Consider the following 20,979-nt stretch of genomic DNA (forward strand, 5'->3'; position numbering starts at 1 on the left):
CGGCCGGCGCGCGGGGGGTGCATGGCGATGCGCCTATGCCCGGTGCGGGTCAGGAAATGGTGAGGCGGATGCGGTTCGAAATCGTCAAATGTCATGGGTCGGGCAATGATTTCCCGTTGATCGACGCGCGGGATATCGCGCTGGACGAGGCCGAATGGGCCGTCGTCGCGCGGGCGCTGGCCGACCGGGCGGGGCCGGTTGGCGGTGACGGGTTGCTGCTGCTGACCGCCGGCGACGAAGTCCACGCATTCGGCATGGTCATGCGCAATTCGGACGGGAGCGAGGCGGAGACGTGCCTGAACGGCGTGCGCTGTGTCGCGCGGGCCGGGTTCGCCGCGCTGGGGATCGACCAGGCGCAGGTGCGGCTGAAGACGTCGTCGGCGTTCGCGGCGCATGATCCCGACCTGGCACCCGGGGTCTATACCGTGCGCGAGACGGCGGGGCCGGCGGGGATGGATGTGACCGCCTGGCCGATGCGGATCAGGACGGATCGGTTGATCGAGGGGGTGGTCCCTGCCCTGTCCGACACGATCCGGTTTACCGCCGTCGCGATGCCGAACCCGCATCTGGTGGCGTTCGTCGATACGGTCGACGAGGCCGAGCTGGTGCGGATCGGGACGATTTGCGAGGGCGCGCCGGACTGGTTGCCGAACCGGGCAAACGTGTCGTTTGTCGAGGTTCGGGGTGGGGATCTGTTCGTGCGGACGTTCGAGCGCGGGGTGGGCCTGACCGACAGCTGCGGCAGCGCGATGGCCGCGTCGACCCACGCCGCCTGCCTGACCGGGCGGATTCCGACCGACCGCGAGACGGTGGTGTTCAATCGCGGCGGGCTGGTGCGGGCGCAGGCGGATGCTGACGGTGTCGTGACGATCTGCGGCAACGCGACATTCGAGTGGGCCGGGTCGGTCGAGGTCGATCTGGCGACCAGGGTTGCCTTCGGCCTGGTGGTGACGGCGCGGTATCCCGATGAGGTTGCGGCCTGGGAGGCGGCGAAGCGGGTCGCTGGGTGATTTCGGCTAGCGGCGGATGTGTGGCCCTGCCCCTCCACCATCGGCTTTGCCGGTAGCCCCCTCCCCGTACCGAAAATAAATATCCTATTTGGTTATTTGTGCTTGACATCGTCACGCTGATTCGGTACATATCAGGAACGATGAGGAATTGCGGGTCGGGCTGGTGACGGCGCTGTTCGGGGGAGACCCCGGGGCGCAGGGTCGCTGGCCCGATCGTCGTTTGGGGGCGGGCGATGGCGGTGGTGAAACAGCGGAAAACCGGGGGCAAACCGGCAACGGGCGCGAAGACGCCGTCGGCGGCGGTGCGGCGGGTGCGGTTTCTGGCGGTGCTGCGCGAGACGGCGAATGTGGCACGGGCGGCGCGTGAGGCGGGACTGGGGACGTCCGGATTGTACAAGTATCGGGCGGGTCATGCCGCCTTTGCCGAGCAATGGGATGCGGCGGTGGCCGAGGCGCTGGACGCGCTGGAGGATGCGCTGATCCACCGGGCCAAGCACGGGACCGAGCGGGCAGTGTTCTATCGCGGCGGCGTGGTGGGGAGCGTGAAGACCTATTCCGACACGCTGGGGATGTTCGTGCTGCGTGGGCGGCGACCGGAGATTTACGGCCGGGCGGCGGTGGGGTCGCCGTCCGATGCGAGCCAGATGACCGATGACGAGGCGCGGGCCGAGGTGGTGCGGCGGCTCGATCGGCTGGCTGAACCGGATGCCGGGGATGCGGAATGAGCGGGTCGCGTGCGCGGGTATTGGCGCGCGATGCCGCCGCCGCCCGTGGCTGGGTTCAGCAACCGCGCGACTGGCGGGCGGTGCTGGCGGACTGGCCGTTCTGGGCCGATCCGCGCCAGTTGCCACCGGCGGGCAGCGACTGGCGGGTGTGGCTGATGCTGGCGGGGCGGGGTTTCGGCAAGACGCGGGCCGGGGCGGAATGGGTGCGTGGGCTGGCCGAGGCGGACGGGTCGTTGCGGATCGCGCTGGTGGGCGCGACGCGGGCGGAGGCGCGCGCGGTGATGGTCGAGGGGGAAAGCGGGCTGCTGGCGATCTCGCCACTGGCGACGCGGCCGCGCTGGGAACCGTCACGCGGGCGGCTGGTGTGGCGGTCGGGCGCGCAGGCGTTCGTCTATTCGGGGGAAAATCCGGAAAGCCTGCGCGGGCCGCAACATCATGTCGCGTGGTGCGACGAGCTGGCCAAATGGGCGTATCCGCAAGGGACGTGGGACACGCTGGCGATGGGTTTGCGGCTGGGGGCGCGGCCGCGCGCGCTGGTGACGACGACGCCGCGCCCGACCGCCTTGGTGAAGGCGTTGCGGGACGGGGCGGATACCGTGGTGGTGACCGGGCGGACGGCGGACAATCGCATGCTGCCCGCCGCGTTCGTGGCGGCGGTGACGGCGGCGTACGGGGGCACGCGGCTGGGACGGCAGGAGCTGGACGGCGAGCTGATCGAGGAGGTGGCCGGTGCCTTGTGGACGCGCGGTGCGCTGGAGGCGTGCCGGGTGCGGTCGGTGCCGGATGTGGCGCGGGTGGTCGTTGGCGTCGATCCGCCCGCCGGCGTCGGTGGCGATGCCTGCGGGATCGTCGCGGTGGCGCGGGGACGCGACGGGAAAGCCTATGTGCTGGAGGATGCGAGCGTTGCCGGGATGACGCCCGAAGGCTGGGCGCGGGCGGTGGTCGCGTGCGCCGCGCGGCACGGCGCGGACAAGGTGGTGGCGGAGGCGAACCAGGGCGGCGCGATGGTCGGCAGCGTGCTGCGCGCGGCGGATGCGGGCCTGTCGCTGCGGCTGGTCCATGCGACGCGCGGGAAGTCTGCGCGAGCCGAGCCGGTGGCGACGCTGTACGAGGCGGGGCGCGCGTTTCACGTCGGGGCGTTTCCCGCGCTGGAAGACGAATTGTGCGGGCTGGTATGCGGGGGTGGATATGAGGGGCCGGGACGTTCGCCGGACCGGGCGGATGCGCTGGTCTGGGCGATGACGGAGGTGATGCTGGGGGCGGCGCGGGTCGGGCCTTCGGTGCGGGTGTTGTGAGGGTTGCCAGCAGCCATCCGAATGATATGTTGCCATTATGTTCGTATCGGCGATGGATCTGACTGGTGAAATTCTGCTCGACATCCTGAAAGGGGATGGCGAGTTCATCATTCGTGTGCCGATCGGCTATGACGATGATCTTGGCATGGTCTATTCGGTGTTCGTCGCACTGTCGCCGCTGATCGGGTATGCGGACGTTCCGGGATATGAACTGGTTTTCAACATCGTCGTTGCGGCAACCGACGAATCTACGGTCCATGCCTGTTGGGATGGCCGGGAAACGCGCGGGTTCCTGACAGACGCCACCTTGCGCAAGCAGGTGTTGAGCGTCGTTCTTTCCTGCATCGGCACCTTGATTGACGAAGCCAGACCCAATCTTGTAAGCATGACCACGCATACGGCGCACTTGCCGCGTGCGGCTTTAACGAAGTTTGATCGAATATGCGCGATGTTGCGGGCACAGGGGTTCATTGCTGGTAAGGCGGACCAATATAATGGTCGGCATATCTGGATGATGGACCGACGGTAGGGAACCACCCTGTCGCGCAGATGATTGAAGACGTTACACCACGCATGTGGAGCAAAGCATGACCGCCCCGTTGAACCGTGACCAGCAGATCGAACTGATGCTGGGATCGAAAGACCGCCACGAAACACGGTTTGCCGCATGGATGGCAAACCGGACGGTTCGTGCTGTCGTGTCCAAGCCGGCACCGGGTCAGGATGATGGTACGCTGTTTTCGCATGAAACCAGGCGCGCTGCCTGCTGCTGATCGGCGAGCTACGACAATAAGCATCTGAAAAGCCCCGCTTCGGCGGGGCTTTTTGCGTTTGGGGGATATCACATGAAATGGTTCGGCAGGTGGGCCGGGCGCGAGGGATCGCGTCCGGCCTTGGCGCGTGGGGGCGTCGTTTTCGGCGGTGGGGAGTGGCCGCTGAGTTACGAGGCGCAGGTGCGCGAGGGGTATGCGCGCAATGCCGTCGCCCAGCGCGCGGTGAAGCTGGTGGCGGAAGGGGTGGGGGCGGTGCCGGTGACGGCGTCGGACCCGGCGCTGGGGGCGCTGGTGGCGGCGCGGTCTGGCGGGCAGGCGTTGCTGGAGACGGTGGCGGCGCAGATGCTGCTGCACGGCAATGCCTATGTGCAGATGTTGCGCGATGGCGACGGAAACGTGGTCGAGCTGTTCGCCCTGCGCCCCGAGCGGGTTGCGGTCGAGGCGGATGCGGGCGGGTGGCCGGCGGCGTATCGCTACCGGGTGGGGGAGCGGGTGACGCGGCTGACCGCGGATGGGCCGCGACCCGATGTGGTGCATCTGAAGACCTTTCACCCGCTTGATGACCATTATGGTCTCGGGTGCCTGGGCGCGGCGGCGGGAGCGGTGGCGATCCACAATGCGTCGGCGCGCTGGCACAAGGCGCTGCTGGACAATGCCGCGCGACCCAGCGGTGCGCTGGTCTATGATCCGGGTGACGGATCGGTGCTGAGCGCGGACCAGCAGGCGCAGTTGCAGGCGGAGATGGACGCGAGCTTTGCGGGTGCGATGAATGCCGGGCGGCCGATGCTGTTGCAGGGCGGCCTGAAATGGCAGGCGCTGAGCCTGTCGCCGGCCGACATGGACTTTGTCGGGCTGAAGGCGGCGGCGGCGCGCGAGATCGCGCTGGCGTTCGGGGTGCCGCCGATGCTGCTGGGGCTGCCCGGCGATTCGACCCATGCGAATTACCGCGAGGCGAACCGCGCGCTGTGGCGGCTGGCGATCCTGCCGCTGGCGGGGACGATCCTGGCGGGGCTGGAGCAGGCGTTGCGGGGGTGGTTCCGGCACGCCGCGCTGTCGGTCGATCTGGATCGTGTGCCGGCGCTGGCCGAGGATCGCGAGCGGTTGTGGGCGGCGGTGTCGGGCGCAGATTTCCTGAGTGTCGCGGAGAAGCGGCGGATGGTCGGGTTGGGGGATATGGCATGAGCGGGGCGGTATTGGCGCAGTTGATGGCGCAAGGGGCGGCAAAGGGCGCGGACCTGATGACGCTGCGCGCGATCGTCGAGGATGCGGGCGAGCTGGGGGCGACGCGGGCGCTGACGCGGCTGGGGCTGGCCGACGATGCGGCGCAGCGCGACATGGCGGAGTTGCGCGACCTGCTGGCGGCGTGGCGCGATGCGAAGCGGTCGGCGTGGAAGGCGGGGTTCGCCTGGGTCGCGCGGGTGGCGGGCGCGGTGCTGCTGGCGGGACTGGCGATGAAGCTGGGCTTTGCCGAGTGGCTGCGGTGAGCGTGGGGGGGAGTGTGGGAGGGAGCGTGGCGTTCGGGGGCTATGCGGCGGTGTTCGGGGTGGTCGACCGGGCGGGTGACGTGTTCCGGGCGGGGGCGTTCGGGGACGTGGGGGCGGTGCCGTTGCTGTGGCAGCATGGCGGCGCGGCGGTGGGGGCGATCACGGCGATTGAATCGGACGCGTGCGGCTTGCGGGTGGAGGGGCGGGTCGATGACGCCCGCGTGGCGGCACTGGTGCGGTCGGGGGGACTGACCGGGTTGTCGGTCGGATACCGGGCGCGGGCCGTGCGGCAGGGCGCGCGGCGGGAATTGGTCGCGGTCGATCTGGTCGAGGTCAGTCTGGTGGCGGTGCCGATGCAGAGGCGCGCGCGGGTGGATTTCGTGGGGGCTGCGGCCGATCCGTGAGGGTACCATTGCGTGGCCCTGGGTTCCTGCGTGCGCAGGAACACGGGTGGTTTTTCTGGAGGCTCTCGCTGGTTTGGCGGGGGCCTTTTTTCATGGGGATGATGGGTTATGTCGAATGATGTGGTGAGCCGGCCGGTGCTGTCGGGTGCGAGTGTTGCGGCAGGGGCGTTCGGGGCGTTCGTGCGCAGTGGCGCGACGGTCGAGATGAAGGCGTTTACCGGGGTGACCGGTGACGCGGGCGGCTTTGCGGTGCCGCGCGAGATTGATGCGGTGATCGACGCGACGCTGAAGGCCGTGTCGCCGATCCGCGCCATCGCCAATGTCGTGACGGTGGGCAGTGCGGGCTATCGCAAGCTGGTGACGACCGGGGGCACGCCGTCGGGCTGGGCGGCGGAGACGGCCACGCGGCCGGAAACGGCGACGCCGGTGTTCGTCGAGATCGCGCCGCCGATGGGCGAGCTGTACGCCAATCCGAGTGCCAGCCAGGCGATGCTGGACGATGCCGCGTTCGACGTCGAGGCGTGGCTGGCGGGCGAGATCGCGACCGAGTTCGCCAAGGCCGAAGGGGCGGCGTTCGTGAACGGGTCGGGCGTCAACCGGCCGAAGGGGTTCCTGCAGTCGCCGGTCGCGGTGACCGGCGATGGACCGCGTGCGTTCGGGACATTGCAATATCTGCCGAGTGGCAATGCGGTCGACCTGGGGTCGATGGCGCAGGACCGGCTGGTCGATCTGGTCCACGCCCTGCGCGGCGGATACCGGCAGGGGGCGTGTTTCGTGATGAACGCGGCGACGCTGGCGCGGATCCGCAAGCTGAAGACCGCGGACGGCGCGTTCCTGTGGACGCCGGGGCTTACCGCCGGGCAGCCGGCGACGCTGCTGGGCTATCCGGTGGTGGAGGCGGAGGACATGCCCGATGTGGCGGCGAACACGACGCCGATCGCGTTCCGCAATTTTCGCGCGGGGTACATTATCGCCGAACGCCAGGAGACCGCGATCCTGCGCGACCCGTACAGCAACAAGCCGTTCGTCAATTTCTACGCGACGAAGCGGGTCGGCGGCTGTGTCGCCAATTCGGACGCGATCAAGCTGATGAAGATCGCGGTGTCCTGATCCCCCCTGCCCTCTCCCCAATGGTCGGGAGGGGGCAATTTCAGTCTTACGGGAGGCACACACATGGCCGACAGTTTTTCCAATGCGGCGGATGCGGTGTCCGCGCCCGCCACGCGCGCGGTGGCGGTGGTGCCGCACGATACGAACCCGCTGGCCGACATCACCAAGGCGCTGTTCGTGGGCGGCGGCGGCGCGATCACGATGCGCGGTGTCGCCGGGAGCGCGGACACGGTGTTCCGCAATGTCGGTTCGGGCAGCATCCTGCCGTTCCGCGCGCAGTTCGTGCGGGCGAGCGGCACGACCGCGACCGACATCCTGGCGCTGTACTGATGGCCGCGTTCGGCGTGGGGCTGGCGTTGCGGCAGCGGCCGGGGCCGCAGGCGGTGGAGTTTCGCGGACCCGCGCTGCCGGCCGGCGTGACCCTGTCGCGGGGGACAGCGGCGACGCGGATCGACGCGAACGGGCGGATCGCGACCGAACCGGTCGATGGCGCGCGGTTCGACCATGATCCGGTCACGCTGGCGGTGCGCGGGCTGCTGATCGAGGAGCAGGCGACCAACCGGCTGCTGTGGTCGGAGACGATCGGAGCGGCAAACTGGAGCAAGATCGGCGGCACGACGGTGAGCACCGATGCCGCCACCGCGCCGGACGGATCCGGCACCGCCGACCTGATTACCCAGGGCGCCGGGGAAACCGGGCCGTCGCAGGATCTGGTGGTGACGGCGGGGGCGGCGGTCGTGCAGTCGATCTATCTGAAGGCGGGCAATCCCGGAGTGGTGCGCCTGCGGGACAGCGCGGACAATCACGACATGGTCGTCAACCTGCTGACCGGTGCGGTCATGTCGACCAGCGCGCTGACGCACCACGCCTGCGTGGCGGTCGGCGGCGGCTGGTATCGCTGCGTGATCGGCTATGTCGCGACCGGGACCGGGATCACCTGCAACCCGCGGCTGGTGACGGCGGGGACGATGCTGATGTGGGGGGCGCAGGTCGAACTGGGGACGGCCGCCGGCAGCTATGTCCCGACGGCGGGCGCGATGGCGACGCGCGGCCGCGACGGGGTGACGATCGACTGGCGGATGCGCGGCGTGCCGGATGGCGCGGCGACGGTCCGCTACACCTTCGACGACGGGACGGGGCAGAGCGTGGCGACGACGATCGCCGGCGGCCTGGCGAGCGTGCCGACGACGCTGGCGCGGGCGCGGGTGGTACGCGCGGCGATCGCCTGAACGACAGCCTGCGCGGCGTGGCGGCACGACAAGCCCTTGCCCCATGCCTGGCTCTGGATCCCCGCCTTCGCGGGGAAACACGGGGCGGAATACTGCATCGGATGACGGGAGGCGGATATGCGGACGGAATTGGGCGCGGGGGTGCCCGCGAGCGCGATCGCGGAGGCGGTGGTGGCGACGCGGGCGTTCCTGCGAAGCGGTGAGACGGGAGAGGACACCGTGCTGGCGCGCGCGGCGGGGAGCGCGTTTGCGCTGGCCGAGGCGTTCATCGGCGCGGTGCCGATCGTTGCGATGCAGGAGGATGTCCTGACGGTCAGCGGCGGTTGGCAGCGGCTGGCGCGGGCGCCGGTACAGGCGATTGCCGGGGTGACCGGATTGCCGGCGGGCGCCGCGCCGTTCGTGCTGCCGGTGGGGGCCTATGCGATCGACATTGACGGCACAGGGCATGGCTGGGTGCGGGTGGCTGCGCCGGGCGATGCGGCGCGGGTGGCGGTGGCCTATTCGGCGGGGCTGGCGGGCGACTGGGCGACGCTGCCGATGGGAATCGCGCAGGGGATCGTGATGCTGACCGCGCACCTGGTCGACCAACGGGGAAGCGGGGCAGGTCCGCCGGCGGCGGTGGCCGCATTGTGGCGACCGTGGCGGCGCGTGGTGATGACCCCTGCCCGCCCGGTGCGGGCATGAGCGCGGTGGCGGAACGGGCCGGCGCGCGGGCGGTCGCAGCGGCGGTCGCACGGCTGGAGGCGCGGGTGGCGGAGGCGGTGCCCGAGGCGCGGGTGGTGCGGGACGGCGATACGCTGCGGGTCGAGGGGCGCGGCGTGTTCGACGCGGTGCGCTGGGCCGGCGGGCTGTTGCGATGACTGCGCGCGCAGCCTTGCAGGCGGGTGTGCTGGCGGCGGCGCGTGCCGGCGTTCCGGGCTTTGCGCTGTTCGACGCGCCGCCGGTGCGGGCGACGGTGCCCTATGGCCTCGTGGTCGATCCGGTGCTGGTCGACTGGAGCGCGAAGGACTGGAGCGGGCGCGAGGGGCGGATCGTGGTCGTGCTGCACGATGCGGGCGAGCGGCCGGTGCGGCTGCGCGTCGCGATCGAGGGGATCGAGGATGCGGTGTGCGCGATGCCGGTCGACCTTGGCGGCGGGTGGCGGATCGCGTCGATCCGGTTCGTGCGCGGGCGGATGACGCGGGGTGCCGCGGACCGGTGGAGTGCCGCCAGCGAGTTCGCGGTGCGGATGTACCGGGCGCAGAGTTAGCGGCGACGGGCGGATTCCGGATGGGACGGCGGTGGTCGCGTTCTTGCCGCTGCTTGCCCGATTGGCCCCGGCCTTCGCCGGGGTGGCGTGCGGGTTGTTGTTTTCGCGTTTCAATTCATCATTGGGAGACCGGGCATGGGCGTGGAGAAGGGTAGCGCGTTTCTGCTGAAGATCGGCGACGGGGCGGCGACGCCGGCGTTCGCGACGGTGGCGGGGCTGCGCACGACGCAGCTGTCGGTCAACGGCGAGGCGGTGGTGGTGACGACTAAGGAATCGGGCGGCTGGCGCGAATTGCTGTCGGGCGCAGGCGTGCGGTCGGTCAGCGTGTCGGGCGCTGGCGTGTTCACCGGATCGGTGGCGGAGGCGCGGGTGAAGGCCAATGCGCTGGCCGGCGTGCTGGACGATTACCGGCTGAGTTTCGAGAGCGGGGCGTCGATGACCGGGCGGTTCCTGGTGTCGCGGCTGGACTATGCCGGCGATTTCAACGGGGAGCGATCCTACACGCTGAGCCTGGAGAGTTCCGGGCCGGTGGTGTCGGCATGATCCGCGATCAGGACGCTCCCGCAAATGGCCATCGCGGCGAGGCTGTGGTGCGGGTGGCGGGCGTGGCTTTGGTGCTGCGGCCGAGTTTCGCGGCTTTGGTCGCGGCGGAGGGCGAGCTGGGGCCGCTGTTCGCGCTGGTCGAGCGGGTGGCGGAAGGACGGCTTGGGCTGGGCGAGATCGTCGCGCTGTTCTGGCATTGCCTGCGCGATTCCCCGCCGGTGTCGCGCGAGCAGTTCGGGGAGGCGGTGGCGGCGGCCGGACTGGTCGCGGCGATGCCCGCGCTGAAGACGCTGGTCGGGCAGATCCTGGCGGGGCGGTGATGGTCGTCGAGCAGGGGATGTTCGGCGACAGCGCGGCGCGGCTGGCGGGGTTTGCGGGGGCGGTGCTGGGCTGGTCGCCGGACGGATTCTGGGCGGCGACCCCGGCGGAACTGGCGGTGGTCGTCACGGCGATGACCGAGAGCCGGGGTGTGGGCGACGGCATGACTGCGCCGCCCGATGCGGCGGCGATCATGAAATTGCGGGAGGCGTTTCCGGATGGATGAGGAGATCGAACGGCTGGTGATCGGCGTGCGCGCCGACACCGCCGGGTTTGCGCGCGATGTGGGGTTGCTGCGCGAGATGCTGGAGGGGTCGTTGGGCATGGGTGCGGACCGGGCGGGGCGCGCGATCGAGGGATCGCTGTTGCGCGCGGTGCGGACCGGCAAGCTGGGCTTCGACGATCTGAAGGCGGTGGCGGTGCAGGCGATGAGCGAGATTGCTGCGGCTTCGCTGCGCGGCGGGGTGCAGCAGATGGCGGGCGGCGGCGGTCTGGCCGGCGGTCTGGTTTCCGGTTTGCTGGCGCTGTTCGGCGGCGCACCGGGGCGGGCGACCGGCGGGCCGGTGTCGCCGGGGCGACCCTATTGGGTGGGGGAGCGCGGGCCGGAGCTGTTCGTGCCGACCGCGAGCGGCAGTGTGGCCGTGCCGGTGGCCGGCGGCGGCGGGCGCGACGTGCGGGTGTCGATCATCGTCCATGCGGGGGCGGGCGAGGCGGCCGGCGCGATGGCGCAGTCGAGCCGGCAGGTGGCGCGGGCGGTGCGGGGTGCGTTGCTGGCCGAGGATTGAGGCGGCGGGCTGTTCTTTCGCGAGCGCAGAAGGCTGGGGTCGTCGCGAGGGTTCGGCGCGCGGCTCCGGGGTTCCTGCGTTCGCAGGAACACGGGTTGGATTTGGGGTGGGGGAGTAGGACCATGGGCCATTGGCTGGCGGCGGCGCGGACGGTGCAGGCGGAAGGGGTCCTGACGCGGTTCGATCCGCGGTTCTGGACGGTGAATTTTCCGCGGCCGATGATGGCGGCGGTGACGACGACCGCGCCGGATGCGCTGCGCGTGGATTGCGTGTTCTATCGCCGGGACGACCTGGCCGGGCTGATCTGGGAGGCCGAGGACGTCCATGATCATCCGTTGTTGGCGTATGAGACGGCGCGGGATTTCCGGGACTGCACCTTGCGGTTTCGCTGGCGGTCGGCGGGCGTGCGGGCGCTGGATGCGGTCAACGGACCGACGCTGACGATCGAGGGGCGCGATGCGGGTGGACGGCCGCGCGCCTGGTATGTGCGGCTGTGGAATTATGCGGACGGCACGCCGGAGGATGCGGTCGTCACATTGGACTTCGCGCAGGTGACCGGCGGGTTCCTGCTGCCGGGTGAGGCGGATCCGGTGTGGGCGGGGGACGTCGACCGGATGTTCGTGTCGCTGGTCGCGCCGGACTATGACGGGACGGATGGATTTCTGGCGACGCCGGCCGAGGGGTGGGTCGCGCTGTCGGACATAGCCTGCGACGGGCCGGGGTCGGTGCTGGCGATCGGCGAGGCGGTGGTGCCCGAACACGGGTTGGGCATCGCGAGCGGCTATGACGACAGCTATCACCTGACGCCGGCGCGATTGCTGCGCACCATGCTGCACCTGGGGTATCGCGGCGACGTGATCCATTATGTGGGGATGAGCCATTATTTCCGGCTGGAACGCGCCGGGGACGGGCTGTTCGTCAGTCTGGCGGGCGGTGTGCTGAATGACGCGTGTGCGGCGTGGCATCGCGACTTTGCGAGCCGGGCGCAGGCGCTGGGGATCGGCGTGATCTGGTCGCTGAGTTACGAAGTGTTCGACGCGCATTGCTGGGGCGACTGGAAGCAGCGGGCGGCGGATGGCGCGCCGGCGCTGACCGGGTGGGTGCCGCCGTCGACGTTGCTGTCGCCCGCGCATGGCGGGGCGATGGCGTATCTGCGCGCGGTTGCGGCTGCGTTTCTGGGCGTGACGATCGACGCCGGGCTGGTGCCGAAGTTCCAGGTGGGGGAGCCGTGGTGGTGGGTGACGCCGGACGGGAAGCCGTGCCTGTACGATGCCGCCGCCGTCGCCGCGTTCGCGCCGGTCGCGATTCCCTCCGCGAAGGGCGACAAGACGGCGGCGCAACTGGCGACGCTGGAGCGGGCGGGGGCGTGCCTGGCGGCATCGACCGCCGCGCTGGTGGCGGCGGCGAAGGCGGCCGCGCCGGGGTGCGTCACGCATCTGCTGACGTATCTGCCCACGGTGCTGGACCGCGCGGCACCGGCGATGGCGCGGGCGAACATGCCGGTCGGCTGGGCCAGCCCGGCGTTCGATGTGCTGCAGCTGGAGGATTATGACTGGGTGACCGGGGGCGACACCGCCGCCAGCGCGGCGGGGGTCGCGGTGGCGGGCGCGCGGCTGGGCTATCCGGTGGCGCGGCAGCATTATCTGAGCGGGTTCGTGCTGCGGCCCGACCAGCGGGCGCAGTGGGCGCTGATCGACGCGGCGGCCGACGTGGCGCGCGCGCGCGGGGTGGCGGCGACCTTTGTCTGGGCGCTGCCGCAGGTGATGCGTGACGGCTTTGTGCATTTCGATACAGACGGGGAGGATGCGATGCAGGCCTATGACGATGTGCTGTTTCCGATGCCGATCGGGCGTGAGGCGGAGGTGGCACCCGGGTTCGCAACGACGATCCTGACGGGGGCCGGCGGGACCGAGCAGCGGGTGGCGGCCTGGGCGGAGGCGCGGACGACCTGTGATGTCGGGCCGGGGCTGCGGTCGGAAGGCGACATCGCGCTGCTGCTCGACTTTTTCCGGGCGCGGATGGGGCCGGCGCGCGCGTTTCGCCTGCGCGATCCGTTCGATGCGACGATGGCCGACACGCCGATCGGCACCGGCGACGGGCGCACGCGCCGGTTCGCGCTGGCCAAACGCTATGGCGAGACGATGCGGCGGATCGTCCGGCCGGTGGCGGGCAGCGTGGCGGTGGCGGTGTCCGGTGTGGCGACGGCGGCCTTCACGGTGGAGCCGGACGGGTGGGTGGTGCTGGACGCCGCGCCGCCGGCCGGTGCGGTGGTCAGCGCCGCCTGCACCTTCGACGTGGTGGTGCGGTTCGCGCAGGACCGGCTGGCGGTGAACCGGGCGACGCATCTGGCCGGCATGGCCGCGTCGGTGCCGCTGGTCGAGGTGCGGGTATGAGCGGCTGGCTGGCGGCGGAACTGGCGACGATTGCCTTGTGCTGGCGGATCGAGCGGCGCGACGGGGTGGCGATCGGGCTGACCGCGCATGACCGCGACCTGACGATCGACGGGCTGGTCCACCGGGCCGCGCCGGGCATGGTGCCGTCGGCGATCACGCGAAGCATCGGGCTGGAGGCGGAGACGATGGACGTGTCGGGCGCGCTGTCGGCCGGGGCGATCAGCGAGCGCGACCTGCTGGCCGGGCGATGGGACGGGGCGCGGGTGATGCTGTTCGCGGTCGACTGGAGTGGCGAATCCGGCCGGGTCGACCTTGGCGAGGGGACGATCGGCGCGGTCGAACTGCGCGAAGGCGGTTTCACCGCCGAACTGCGCGGCGGCAATGCGGCACTGGACCGGCCGGTGGTGGAGGAGACGTCGCCCGAGTGTCGCGCCGACCTTGGCGACCGGCGGTGCCGCGTGGCGATGGCCGGGCGGCGGCGGTTCGCGCGGGTGGTCGCCGCCGAGGGCGCGGCGTTGACGCTGGACGGGAGCGAGCCGGTAGCGGACGCCTATGGGGCTGGGCTGCTGCGCTGGTTCGGGGGCGGGAACAGCGGGCTGGAACAGGCGGTCGCACGGTCGGAGGGCGCGACCGTGACGTTGCGCTCGCCGCCGGCGTTGCCGGTGGCGGCGGGGGCGCTGGTCGAGCTGATCGAGGGATGCGACCGCAGCATCGCCACTTGCACCGCGCGGTTCGGCAATGCGGTGAATTTTCGCGGGGAACCGTATCTGCCGGGGATGGACCTGTTGACGCGGTATCCCGGCGCGTGACGGCCGGGGACCGGGTCGCGGCGGCGGCGCTGGCGGCGGTGGGCGTGCGCTATCGGTTGCACGGGCGCGATGTGGAACATGGGCTGGACTGTGTCGGGCTGGTCGCGCTGGCGCTGGCCGGGGGTGGTGCGCGCACGGGGGTGGTGCCGACGGGCTATGGCTTGCGCGGTGGCGATCCCGATGCGGTCGCGGCGATGCTGGATGCGCGGTTTGCAAGGGGCAGCGGGTGGGCAGATGGCGACGTCCTGCTGTTCGCGAGCGGGCCGGGGCAATTGCATCTGGCGGTGCGCGCCGGCGGCGGGCTGGTCCATGCCGATGCGGGACTGCGGCGCGTGGTGCTGAGACCGGGTGTCGCGCCGTGGCCGCTGCTGGGAGCGTGGTCGCCGCCAATCGGAACGTCGGGGGAGGACTGACATGGCGACATTGGTGTTGAGCGCGGTCGGGACGGCGGTGGGCGGTCCGGTCGGCGGGGCGATCGGCGCGCTGATCGGCCAGGCGGTCGACCGGCGGGTGCTGGGGCCAAAGCGGCGCGAGGGGCCGCGGCTGACCGACCTCGCCGTGCAGACGTCGCGCTACGGCGCGCAGATTCCGCAGGTGTTCGGGCGGATGCGGGTGGCGGGGACGGTGATCTGGGCGACCGACCTGATCGAGACGCGCGGGACGGCGGGCGGTGGCAAGGGGCAGCCCGGCACGACCAGCTACAGCTATGCCGCATCGTTCGCGGTGCTGCTGTCGGCGCGGGCGATTGCCGGCGTCGGGCGGATCTGGGCGGATGGAACGCTGCTGCGCGGGGCGGCGGGCGACCTGAAGGTGGCGGGCCTGTTCCGGCTGCACCGGGGCGGCGAGGCACAGACGCCCGACCCGCTGATCGCGTCGGCCGAAGGGGCGGCGACACCGGCGCACCGGGGCTGCGCCTATGCGGTGTTCGAGGGGCTGGCGCTGGCCGACTATGGCAACCGCATCCCGTCACTGACGTTCGAGGTGATCGCCGAGGACGGGCCGGTCGACGTCGGGACGATCGCGCGGGCCATCGCCGATACGGTGACCGGCGACGTGGCGTTTGCGGTCGACGGCTTTGCGGTGGCGGGCGGCAGCGTGCGCGCGGTGCTGGACACGCTGGCGCAGGCAAGCGGCGCGGTGTTCGCGCTGGACGGCGCGCGGCTGATGCTGCGGGGTGATGACGATGGACCGACCCTGTCGCTGGTCGATGGCGGCATGGTGGCGGACGGCGCGGATCGGCCGATGGCGCGGGCGATGACGCCGGCCGATCAGGTGCCGCGATCGGTGACGGTGACGCATTACGACCCGGCGCGAGACTATCAGGCCGGGTTGCAGCGCGCGCGGCGACCGGGGGCGGGCCTGCGCGAGGAGGATGTCGCGGTGCCTGCGGCGCTGTCGGCATCGGCGGCCAAGGCGGTGGCACAGGGAATCCTGGCCCGTGCCGAGGCGCAGCGATTCAGCCGGACGCTGGCGATCGGCCCGGCGGCGTTGGCGATTCCGCCGGGGACGGTGGTGACGATCGCCGGCGAACGCGGCCGGTGGCGGGTGCGCGCGGTGACGGTCGAGCGGATGGCGGGGCGGGTCGCGCTGGTGCCGGCCGGTGTCGCGACACCGCCGGTTGCAGCGAGTTCCGGCCGGGTGCTGGCGGAGCGTGACGCGGTGATCGGCGCGACGATGCTGGCGGTGGTCGAGACGCTGCCGCTGGACGACAGCATCCTGACCGCGCCGCGCCTCTCGGTGGTGGCGAGCGGCGGCCCGGGGTGGCGGCGCGCGGCGCTGCTGTACAGTCTGGACGAGGGCGCAAGCTGGGTCGAGGCCGGCGCGACCGCCCTGCCCGGCGCGATCGGCCGGGTGACGACCCTGCCGGAGGCGGGGGTCGAACCGGGCGACCCGGCGGCGGCGATGGTCGTGACGCTGGCCGAGGATCACATGCAATTGAGCGATGCCGGGCTTGGCGGGGCGGTGGCCGGCGGGGCGGTGGCGATGGTCGGCGACGAGGTGATCCGGTTCGGGCGGGCGACGCCCGAAGGCGGGAACCGGTGGCGGCTCGGGATGCTGACGCGCGGTGCGCGCGGGACCGACCATGCCATGACCACGCACGCGGTGGGCGACCGGTTCGTGCTGCTGTCGCCCGCGACGATTTGCGCCATCGACCTGCCCGTCGCGGCGATCGGCAGGACGGTGCGAGTCATGGCGGCCGGGGTCGGCGACCGGGACGGCCCGGTCACGGTCGCGGTGGTGGTGACGGGGGCCTCGGTGCTGCCCCCTGCCCCGACGCTGCTGACAGCGGAACGGCAGGGTGACGGGACGATCGCCTTGCGCTGGGTCCGCCGCAGCCGCGCCGGGTGGACCGGAACCGACGGTGGCGATGGGCCGCTGATCGAGGAACGCGAGGCCTATGTCGTGATGGCCGAGACGGCGGTCGGTATCTTGCGCACTGCCGAAATCGGCATGCCGGCGTATGCGATTCCGCCGGCCGATATCGCCGCCGGCGCCGCAAGTGTTGCCGTCGCGCAACGCGGTACGATGGGCCTGTCCCGATTCACCCGCCTTTGCCTTCCGGTTGTCGCCTAAGGCCCGGTGACAGACGGATCCCGGGCAGATCCCCGGGGGCGGGTTGGGCCGTTATGGGGACCGGTACGGCGGCATCGGACAGGGCCTGATGACGGTCGTCGTCGGGCAGGGGGCGACCGTCCGCCGCACCGTCCGCCGGGGGGTGTATTCGCCGATCCGCCGTCACAGGCACGGGCCGGACAAATCGTTGAATCGGTTGGCGAACACGCCAGAATTGCAGCATCCTGGCTGTTGTAGATTGGCAACAGTCGCATATTTTTGTTCGCTTGCGCGGAAACCAACCCGGGGGTAGTGAGTTTGCGCTGTCCGTAGTGACACCAAGGAAAGGGGAATTTTATGCGTAAGCTTGCCGTAATTCTGGCGCTTGCCTCCACCGCTCTCGCAACACCTGCGCTGGCCCGCGACAAGTCGTGGTATGTCGGCGTCGAGGGTGGCGCGATGATCGTCGAGGATATCGATTACGACGTCAATGGCGTTAACGACGCGACGTCGGTCGATCACGACTATGGCTATGACGTCGGTGGCGTCATCGGTTACGACTTCGGTGGTTTCCGGGTCGAAACCGAGACCAGCTATCGCAAGGCAACTGTCGACAGCATCTCGTCGACCGTTCGTACGCCGACCGGCCTCGGCAGCGCAACGTCGCCTGCCGGCAACTATGACTATGCCGGTGGTTCCACCTCGGCGCTCAGCTTCATGCTGAACGGCTTGCTGGACTTCGGTGCAGACGACGGCATCCAGGGCTTCATCGGCGGCGGTGTCGGCGTTGCTCGCGTGAAGGCAAACTACGCGCTGAACCAGCGTGCAGATTTCCTGAACGATTCGGACACCGTGTTCGCGTATCAGGGTCTGGCGGGCGTCCGCGCTCCGCTGACCGACCATGTCGACGCGACGCTGAAGTATCGTTTCTTCAACGCCGAGAACGTCAAGCTGGTTAGCGCAACGAATACGAACTTCGAGGGTCGTTTCCGTTCGCACAGCATCCTGGGCGGCCTGACCTACAACTTCGGTTCGCCGGTTGAGGAAGCTGCACCTGCACCCGTCGCACCGGTGCCTGCGCCGCTGCCGCCGGAGCCAGTGCCCGCACCGGCACCGGAGCCCGTCGTCTGCTCGCCTGGTCCGTTCATCGTGTTCTTCGAATGGGACAAGTCGGATATCACGCCGGAAGCCGGTTCGATCCTCGACAACGCCGTCACGCAATACCAGTCGTGCGGCAACGCACAGGTCATGCTGGCAGGCTACACCGACAAGTCGGGCGCAGCCTCGTACAACGTCGGCCTGTCGCAGCGTCGCGCGGATTCGGTGAAGGCCTATCTGTCGTCGAAAGCGATCCCGTCGGGCGTCATCTCGACCGAAGCGTTCGGCGAGACCCGCCCGCGCGTGGACACCGCCGATGGCGTCCGCGAAGTGCAGAACCGTCGCGTGGAAGTCACGTACGGTCCGGGTTCGGGCAACTAAGCCTGATACCTGTTTCCCGGTTTCGCGACCGGGATGAATTTGGGGAGGTCGGCATTGCCGGCCTCCCTTTTTCTTTGCCTGAGAAGGACCGGGCGGTGCTGGTTCCCGCCCTTCGCTTTATCTTCCCTGGGACCGATCGACATTCTTGGCGCTGGCGCTGACACTAACCGCCAGCGTGTCAGCCATTCCATCGAATGCCGGGAACTCGAACCATGAAGGGCAACCTTTGTGGCTAGAGATCCTGGAGCGAGGCCGGGATGACGACAAACATCAGATCCCCCTCCCGGCTCGACATGCCATGGCCACGAAAGCCCCGTCTGAAGGAGAAATCGTGTTCGCGCGGAGGCTCGGAAGGACGCGGAGGTGTGGTAGGTGCGGCCGCCTGGCCCTGTCATCTCGATGGTTCGATGGGGGAACGCCGCCAATACGGCCAGCACGACACCTCTGCGTTGTCAGCGCCTCCGCGCGCGCAATGTCTTGTGTCTGGCCCAGACGAACCCGAGGCTGGATGTCGATCCGTCCCCGTAGATTCCTGTATCCGTCCGTTATCCCGGACGTGATGGCGGATTCAACGCCATGGACCTTAGCTTCCGCAGCTCTGGATCCGGGCCTGCGCCGGGATGTCGAAACCCGTGTACGGATGTCATGGAAACCCGCCCTGACATCCTGCTGCGCCGCAGGTCCGGGACCGGCCGCGGCGCAATGGCCTAGTGGCAAGCGTGCCGGCGTTCGCTATGGCGGAGCATCATTTTTGAAGACGGACATTTTCGATGCGGATTACGATGATCGGTTCGGGCTATGTCGGCCTGGTGTCGGGTGCCTGCTTCTCCGACTTCGGCCATGACGTCGTCTGCGTCGACAAGGACGCGGGCAAGATCGCGGCGCTGGAAGCGGGGCGGATGCCGATCTACGAGCCGGGGCTGGAGCAGCTGGTCGCGAGCAACGTTGTGGCGGGACGGCTGCGCTTCACGACTGATCTGGCATCGGCGGTCGCGGGGGCCGATGCGATCTTCATCGCGGTCGGCACGCCATCGCGGCGCGGCGACGGCCATGCCGACCTGAGTTATGTCTTTGCCGCGACCGAGGAGATCGCGACCGCGCTGACCGGGCCGACGGTGGTCGTGACCAAGTCGACGGTGCCGGTCGGAACCGGCGACAAGGTCGAGGCGATCCTGCACGCCGCCCGCCCCGAACTGGACATCGCGGTCGTCTCCAACCCCGAATTCCTGCGCGAAGGGGCCGCGATCGGCGATTTCAAGCGGCCCGACCGGATCGTGATCGGCACCGAGGATGCGCGCGCGCGATCGGTGATGCATGCGGTCTATCGGCCGCTGTACCTGAATGAAAGTCCGATCCTGTTCGTCGGACGCCGCACGTCCGAGCTTATCAAATATGCCGCCAACGCGTTCCTGGCGACCAAGATCACCTTCATCAACGAGATCGCCGACCTGTGCGAGGCGGTCGGCGCAGACGTGCAGGATGTGTCGCGCGGGATCGGGCTGGACAACCGGATCGGCAAGAAGTTCCTGCATGCCGGGCCGGGCTATGGCGGGTCGTGTTTCCCCAAGGATACGCTGGCGCTGCTGAAGACGGCGGAGGATTACCAGACGCCGGTGCGGATCGTCGAGGCGGTGGTGCAGGTCAACGACAGCCGCAAGCGGGCGATGGGGCGCAAGGTCATCCACGCGCTCGGCGACGAGACGCGGGGCAGGACGGTCGCGATGCTGGGGCTGACGTTCAAGCCGAACACCGACGACATGCGCGATGCGCCGTCGATCGCGATCGCGCTGGCGCTGAAGGATGCAGGCATTGCGGTGCGGGCGCATGACCCGGAGGGAATGGACGCGGCCCGCGCGCTGATGCCGGACCTGACCTTCTGCACCGACGCCTATGAAGCGGCGCGGGGCGCGGATGCGGTGGTGATCGTGACCGAATGGGACGCCTATCGGGCGCTTGACCTCGCCAAGCTGGGCGAGGTGATGGCGGGTCGGGTGATGGTCGACCTGCGCAACGTGTATAACCGCGAGACAGTGGAAGCCGCGGGCTTCGCCTATACCGCGGTCGGCCGCTGATCCTCGGCGAGCGCGGCGGCCAGCCAGTCGGGGCGTAGCGCATCACCGATCGCCTCGACCCGGCGATGTTCGATCATCAGGCCGAGGTCGGGATAGGTGACGCGCGTGCGGTCGGTTTCCGGGCCGATCGGCGCGACGACCAGCCGCCGGTTTACCTTGGACCGGTGGTGCATCCGGGCGGTGTTCTCCTGCCCGACATAGCATCCCTTGGTATAACTGACGCCGTTCAGCGCATCGGCGTTGCATTCGAGCCACAGGGTCGCGCCGGCCCCGAGTTCAGCGACGCCTTCGGTCACGCCGAGCGACAGGCGGTGCGCGCGCCAGCCCGTCGCGGGCGCGGCGGCGGGGCCGAGCCAGCGACGCCCCAGTGCGGGCAGGCGCGGATCAGGCACGCCCTCCCCGCCCTCCAGCGACCAGTGCACCGCGAGATCGTCGCGCGCGATGGTGATCGCGCGGCGCAGGCGGTACATCGACAGGCGGCGCGTCAATGCGTCGGCCTGATCCGCCTCGCAATCGACCAGCACATCGTCGCCGTCTCCCCACAGGATGAAGTCGAACAGAACCTTGCCCTGGGGCGACAGCAACGCCGCCCAGCGCGGCGTATCCGGCCCAAGGCCAACGGTGTCGTTGGTCACCAGCCCCTGCAGAAATCCGCGTACGTCCTGGCCAGCCAGCCGCAGCACCGCGCGGTCGGCCAGCATCGTTGCCGGGGTGGTGTCATCCATCCCCGCTAGGTAGGGAGGGTGAC

Annotated in this window: 25 protein-coding genes; 24 read left to right on the forward strand and 1 reads right to left on the reverse strand. The window is 70.0% G+C overall.

Going from position 1 to position 20,979, the window contains the following annotated elements:
• The first annotated feature begins 68 nt into the window (after positions 1 to 68).
• The 24 genes from dapF to ASE75_RS10895 all read left to right on the forward strand — a co-directional run bounded on the left by dapF (position 69) and on the right by ASE75_RS10895 (position 20,231).
• Positions 69 to 1,010, forward strand: a complete 942-nt coding sequence (gene dapF / locus ASE75_RS10780) for a diaminopimelate epimerase (protein WP_055933396.1) — start codon at positions 69 to 71, stop codon at positions 1,008 to 1,010.
• A 242-nt stretch (positions 1,011 to 1,252) separates the two neighbouring features.
• The gene (locus ASE75_RS10785) at positions 1,253 to 1,735 is read left to right on the forward strand and encodes a hypothetical protein (RefSeq protein WP_156340385.1); all 483 of its coding nucleotides are present in this window, start codon (positions 1,253 to 1,255) and stop codon (positions 1,733 to 1,735) included.
• On the forward strand, positions 1,732 to 3,030 hold the full coding sequence (locus ASE75_RS10790; RefSeq protein WP_055933173.1) for a DNA-packaging protein: 1,299 nt from the start codon (positions 1,732 to 1,734) through the stop codon (positions 3,028 to 3,030). Before ASE75_RS10785 ends, ASE75_RS10790 begins: the two co-directional genes overlap by 4 nt.
• A gap of 52 nt (positions 3,031 to 3,082) precedes the next feature.
• Positions 3,083 to 3,559, forward strand: coding sequence for a hypothetical protein (locus ASE75_RS10795; RefSeq protein ID WP_235512647.1), 477 nt, complete (start codon positions 3,083 to 3,085; stop codon positions 3,557 to 3,559).
• A 58-nt stretch (positions 3,560 to 3,617) separates the two neighbouring features.
• Positions 3,618 to 3,803: a hypothetical protein gene (locus ASE75_RS10800; RefSeq protein ID WP_055933179.1), complete on the forward strand. Its 186-nt coding sequence runs from the start codon at positions 3,618 to 3,620 to the stop codon at positions 3,801 to 3,803.
• Between the two features lie 72 nt (positions 3,804 to 3,875).
• Positions 3,876 to 4,985 (forward strand): phage portal protein, encoded by a 1,110-nt coding sequence (locus tag ASE75_RS10805; protein ID WP_055933182.1) that lies wholly within the window; start codon positions 3,876 to 3,878, stop codon positions 4,983 to 4,985.
• On the forward strand, positions 4,982 to 5,287 hold the full coding sequence (locus ASE75_RS10810) for a DUF6127 family protein (protein WP_055933185.1): 306 nt from the start codon (positions 4,982 to 4,984) through the stop codon (positions 5,285 to 5,287). Before ASE75_RS10805 ends, ASE75_RS10810 begins: the two co-directional genes overlap by 4 nt.
• 26 nt (positions 5,288 to 5,313) lie before the next feature.
• Positions 5,314 to 5,691, forward strand: coding sequence for an HK97 family phage prohead protease (locus ASE75_RS10815; RefSeq protein ID WP_055933399.1), 378 nt, complete (start codon positions 5,314 to 5,316; stop codon positions 5,689 to 5,691).
• 108 nt (positions 5,692 to 5,799) lie between these two features.
• The gene (locus ASE75_RS10820) at positions 5,800 to 6,801 is read left to right on the forward strand and encodes a phage major capsid protein (protein ID WP_055933188.1); all 1,002 of its coding nucleotides are present in this window, start codon (positions 5,800 to 5,802) and stop codon (positions 6,799 to 6,801) included.
• Positions 6,802 to 6,864: 63 nt separating this feature from the next.
• Complete coding sequence (locus ASE75_RS10825; protein WP_055933191.1) at positions 6,865 to 7,131, forward strand: spike base protein, RCAP_Rcc01079 family; 267 nt, start codon at positions 6,865 to 6,867, stop codon at positions 7,129 to 7,131.
• Positions 7,131 to 8,030 (forward strand): phage head spike fiber domain-containing protein, encoded by a 900-nt coding sequence (locus ASE75_RS10830; protein ID WP_055933194.1) that lies wholly within the window; start codon positions 7,131 to 7,133, stop codon positions 8,028 to 8,030. Before ASE75_RS10825 ends, ASE75_RS10830 begins: the two co-directional genes overlap by 1 nt.
• A gap of 117 nt (positions 8,031 to 8,147) precedes the next feature.
• Complete coding sequence (locus ASE75_RS10835; protein WP_055933198.1) at positions 8,148 to 8,714, forward strand: head-tail connector protein; 567 nt, start codon at positions 8,148 to 8,150, stop codon at positions 8,712 to 8,714.
• Positions 8,711 to 8,890, forward strand: a complete 180-nt coding sequence (locus tag ASE75_RS10840; RefSeq protein WP_055933201.1) for a hypothetical protein — start codon at positions 8,711 to 8,713, stop codon at positions 8,888 to 8,890. Before ASE75_RS10835 ends, ASE75_RS10840 begins: the two co-directional genes overlap by 4 nt.
• Complete coding sequence (locus tag ASE75_RS10845) at positions 8,887 to 9,279, forward strand: DUF3168 domain-containing protein (protein WP_055933204.1); 393 nt, start codon at positions 8,887 to 8,889, stop codon at positions 9,277 to 9,279. The genes ASE75_RS10840 and ASE75_RS10845 overlap by 4 nt, the downstream gene beginning before the upstream one ends.
• 135 nt (positions 9,280 to 9,414) lie before the next feature.
• Positions 9,415 to 9,822, forward strand: coding sequence for a phage major tail protein, TP901-1 family (locus tag ASE75_RS10850; RefSeq protein WP_055933207.1), 408 nt, complete (start codon positions 9,415 to 9,417; stop codon positions 9,820 to 9,822).
• Complete coding sequence (locus ASE75_RS10855; RefSeq protein ID WP_055933211.1) at positions 9,819 to 10,142, forward strand: gene transfer agent family protein; 324 nt, start codon at positions 9,819 to 9,821, stop codon at positions 10,140 to 10,142. The genes ASE75_RS10850 and ASE75_RS10855 overlap by 4 nt, the downstream gene beginning before the upstream one ends.
• Positions 10,142 to 10,366, forward strand: a complete 225-nt coding sequence (locus tag ASE75_RS10860; protein ID WP_235512649.1) for a phage tail assembly chaperone — start codon at positions 10,142 to 10,144, stop codon at positions 10,364 to 10,366. The genes ASE75_RS10855 and ASE75_RS10860 overlap by 1 nt, the downstream gene beginning before the upstream one ends.
• A complete protein-coding gene (locus tag ASE75_RS10865; protein ID WP_055933214.1) occupies positions 10,359 to 10,925 on the forward strand; it encodes a hypothetical protein in 567 nt (188 codons plus the stop codon). Before ASE75_RS10860 ends, ASE75_RS10865 begins: the two co-directional genes overlap by 8 nt.
• A 122-nt stretch (positions 10,926 to 11,047) precedes the next feature.
• A complete protein-coding gene (locus tag ASE75_RS10870) occupies positions 11,048 to 13,318 on the forward strand; it encodes a DUF2460 domain-containing protein (protein ID WP_055933217.1) in 2,271 nt (756 codons plus the stop codon).
• A complete protein-coding gene (locus ASE75_RS10875; RefSeq protein WP_055933220.1) occupies positions 13,315 to 14,127 on the forward strand; it encodes a DUF2163 domain-containing protein in 813 nt (270 codons plus the stop codon). Before ASE75_RS10870 ends, ASE75_RS10875 begins: the two co-directional genes overlap by 4 nt.
• Positions 14,124 to 14,540, forward strand: a complete 417-nt coding sequence (locus tag ASE75_RS10880) for a hypothetical protein (RefSeq protein ID WP_055933223.1) — start codon at positions 14,124 to 14,126, stop codon at positions 14,538 to 14,540. The genes ASE75_RS10875 and ASE75_RS10880 overlap by 4 nt, the downstream gene beginning before the upstream one ends.
• A gap of 1 nt (position 14,541) precedes the next feature.
• A complete protein-coding gene (locus ASE75_RS16040) occupies positions 14,542 to 16,701 on the forward strand; it encodes a phage tail protein (RefSeq protein WP_055933226.1) in 2,160 nt (719 codons plus the stop codon).
• Between the two features lie 336 nt (positions 16,702 to 17,037).
• Positions 17,038 to 18,159, forward strand: a complete 1,122-nt coding sequence (locus ASE75_RS10890) for an OmpA family protein (RefSeq protein ID WP_055933229.1) — start codon at positions 17,038 to 17,040, stop codon at positions 18,157 to 18,159.
• Positions 18,160 to 18,929: 770 nt separating this feature from the next.
• A complete protein-coding gene (locus tag ASE75_RS10895) occupies positions 18,930 to 20,231 on the forward strand; it encodes a UDP-glucose dehydrogenase family protein (protein WP_055933232.1) in 1,302 nt (433 codons plus the stop codon).
• Here the strand turns inward: ASE75_RS10895 and ygfZ are convergent.
• Entirely contained in the window at positions 20,210 to 20,956 is a 747-nt protein-coding gene (gene ygfZ / locus ASE75_RS10900; RefSeq protein WP_055933235.1) for a CAF17-like 4Fe-4S cluster assembly/insertion protein YgfZ, read from the reverse strand. The two genes, ASE75_RS10895 and ygfZ, sit on opposite strands and share 22 nt — an antisense overlap.
• Between the last annotated feature and the right edge of the window lie 23 nt (positions 20,957 to 20,979).

The organism is Sphingomonas sp. Leaf17, from assembly GCF_001421505.1.
GTDB lineage: Bacteria > Pseudomonadota > Alphaproteobacteria > Sphingomonadales > Sphingomonadaceae > Sphingomonas.

Coding starts and splice junctions, on each gene's coding strand:
- dapF (WP_055933396.1), top strand. CDS start 69: ATGCGGTTCGAAATCGTCAAATGTCATGGGTCGGGCAATGATTTCCCG.
- ASE75_RS10790 (WP_055933173.1), top strand. CDS start 1,732: ATGAGCGGGTCGCGTGCGCGGGTATTGGCGCGCGATGCCGCCGCCGCC.
- ASE75_RS10795 (WP_235512647.1), top strand. CDS start 3,083: ATGGATCTGACTGGTGAAATTCTGCTCGACATCCTGAAAGGGGATGGC.
- ASE75_RS10800 (WP_055933179.1), top strand. CDS start 3,618: ATGACCGCCCCGTTGAACCGTGACCAGCAGATCGAACTGATGCTGGGA.
- ASE75_RS10805 (WP_055933182.1), top strand. CDS start 3,876: ATGAAATGGTTCGGCAGGTGGGCCGGGCGCGAGGGATCGCGTCCGGCC.
- ASE75_RS10810 (WP_055933185.1), top strand. CDS start 4,982: ATGAGCGGGGCGGTATTGGCGCAGTTGATGGCGCAAGGGGCGGCAAAG.
- ASE75_RS10820 (WP_055933188.1), top strand. CDS start 5,800: ATGTCGAATGATGTGGTGAGCCGGCCGGTGCTGTCGGGTGCGAGTGTT.
- ASE75_RS10825 (WP_055933191.1), top strand. CDS start 6,865: ATGGCCGACAGTTTTTCCAATGCGGCGGATGCGGTGTCCGCGCCCGCC.
- ASE75_RS10830 (WP_055933194.1), top strand. CDS start 7,131: ATGGCCGCGTTCGGCGTGGGGCTGGCGTTGCGGCAGCGGCCGGGGCCG.
- ASE75_RS10835 (WP_055933198.1), top strand. CDS start 8,148: ATGCGGACGGAATTGGGCGCGGGGGTGCCCGCGAGCGCGATCGCGGAG.
- ASE75_RS10840 (WP_055933201.1), top strand. CDS start 8,711: ATGAGCGCGGTGGCGGAACGGGCCGGCGCGCGGGCGGTCGCAGCGGCG.
- ASE75_RS10845 (WP_055933204.1), top strand. CDS start 8,887: ATGACTGCGCGCGCAGCCTTGCAGGCGGGTGTGCTGGCGGCGGCGCGT.
- ASE75_RS10850 (WP_055933207.1), top strand. CDS start 9,415: ATGGGCGTGGAGAAGGGTAGCGCGTTTCTGCTGAAGATCGGCGACGGG.
- ASE75_RS10855 (WP_055933211.1), top strand. CDS start 9,819: ATGATCCGCGATCAGGACGCTCCCGCAAATGGCCATCGCGGCGAGGCT.
- ASE75_RS10860 (WP_235512649.1), top strand. CDS start 10,142: ATGGTCGTCGAGCAGGGGATGTTCGGCGACAGCGCGGCGCGGCTGGCG.
- ASE75_RS10865 (WP_055933214.1), top strand. CDS start 10,359: ATGGATGAGGAGATCGAACGGCTGGTGATCGGCGTGCGCGCCGACACC.
- ASE75_RS10870 (WP_055933217.1), top strand. CDS start 11,048: ATGGGCCATTGGCTGGCGGCGGCGCGGACGGTGCAGGCGGAAGGGGTC.
- ASE75_RS10875 (WP_055933220.1), top strand. CDS start 13,315: ATGAGCGGCTGGCTGGCGGCGGAACTGGCGACGATTGCCTTGTGCTGG.
- ASE75_RS16040 (WP_055933226.1), top strand. CDS start 14,542: ATGGCGACATTGGTGTTGAGCGCGGTCGGGACGGCGGTGGGCGGTCCG.
- ASE75_RS10890 (WP_055933229.1), top strand. CDS start 17,038: ATGCGTAAGCTTGCCGTAATTCTGGCGCTTGCCTCCACCGCTCTCGCA.
- ASE75_RS10895 (WP_055933232.1), top strand. CDS start 18,930: ATGCGGATTACGATGATCGGTTCGGGCTATGTCGGCCTGGTGTCGGGT.
- ygfZ (WP_055933235.1), bottom strand. CDS start 20,956: ATGGATGACACCACCCCGGCAACGATGCTGGCCGACCGCGCGGTGCTG.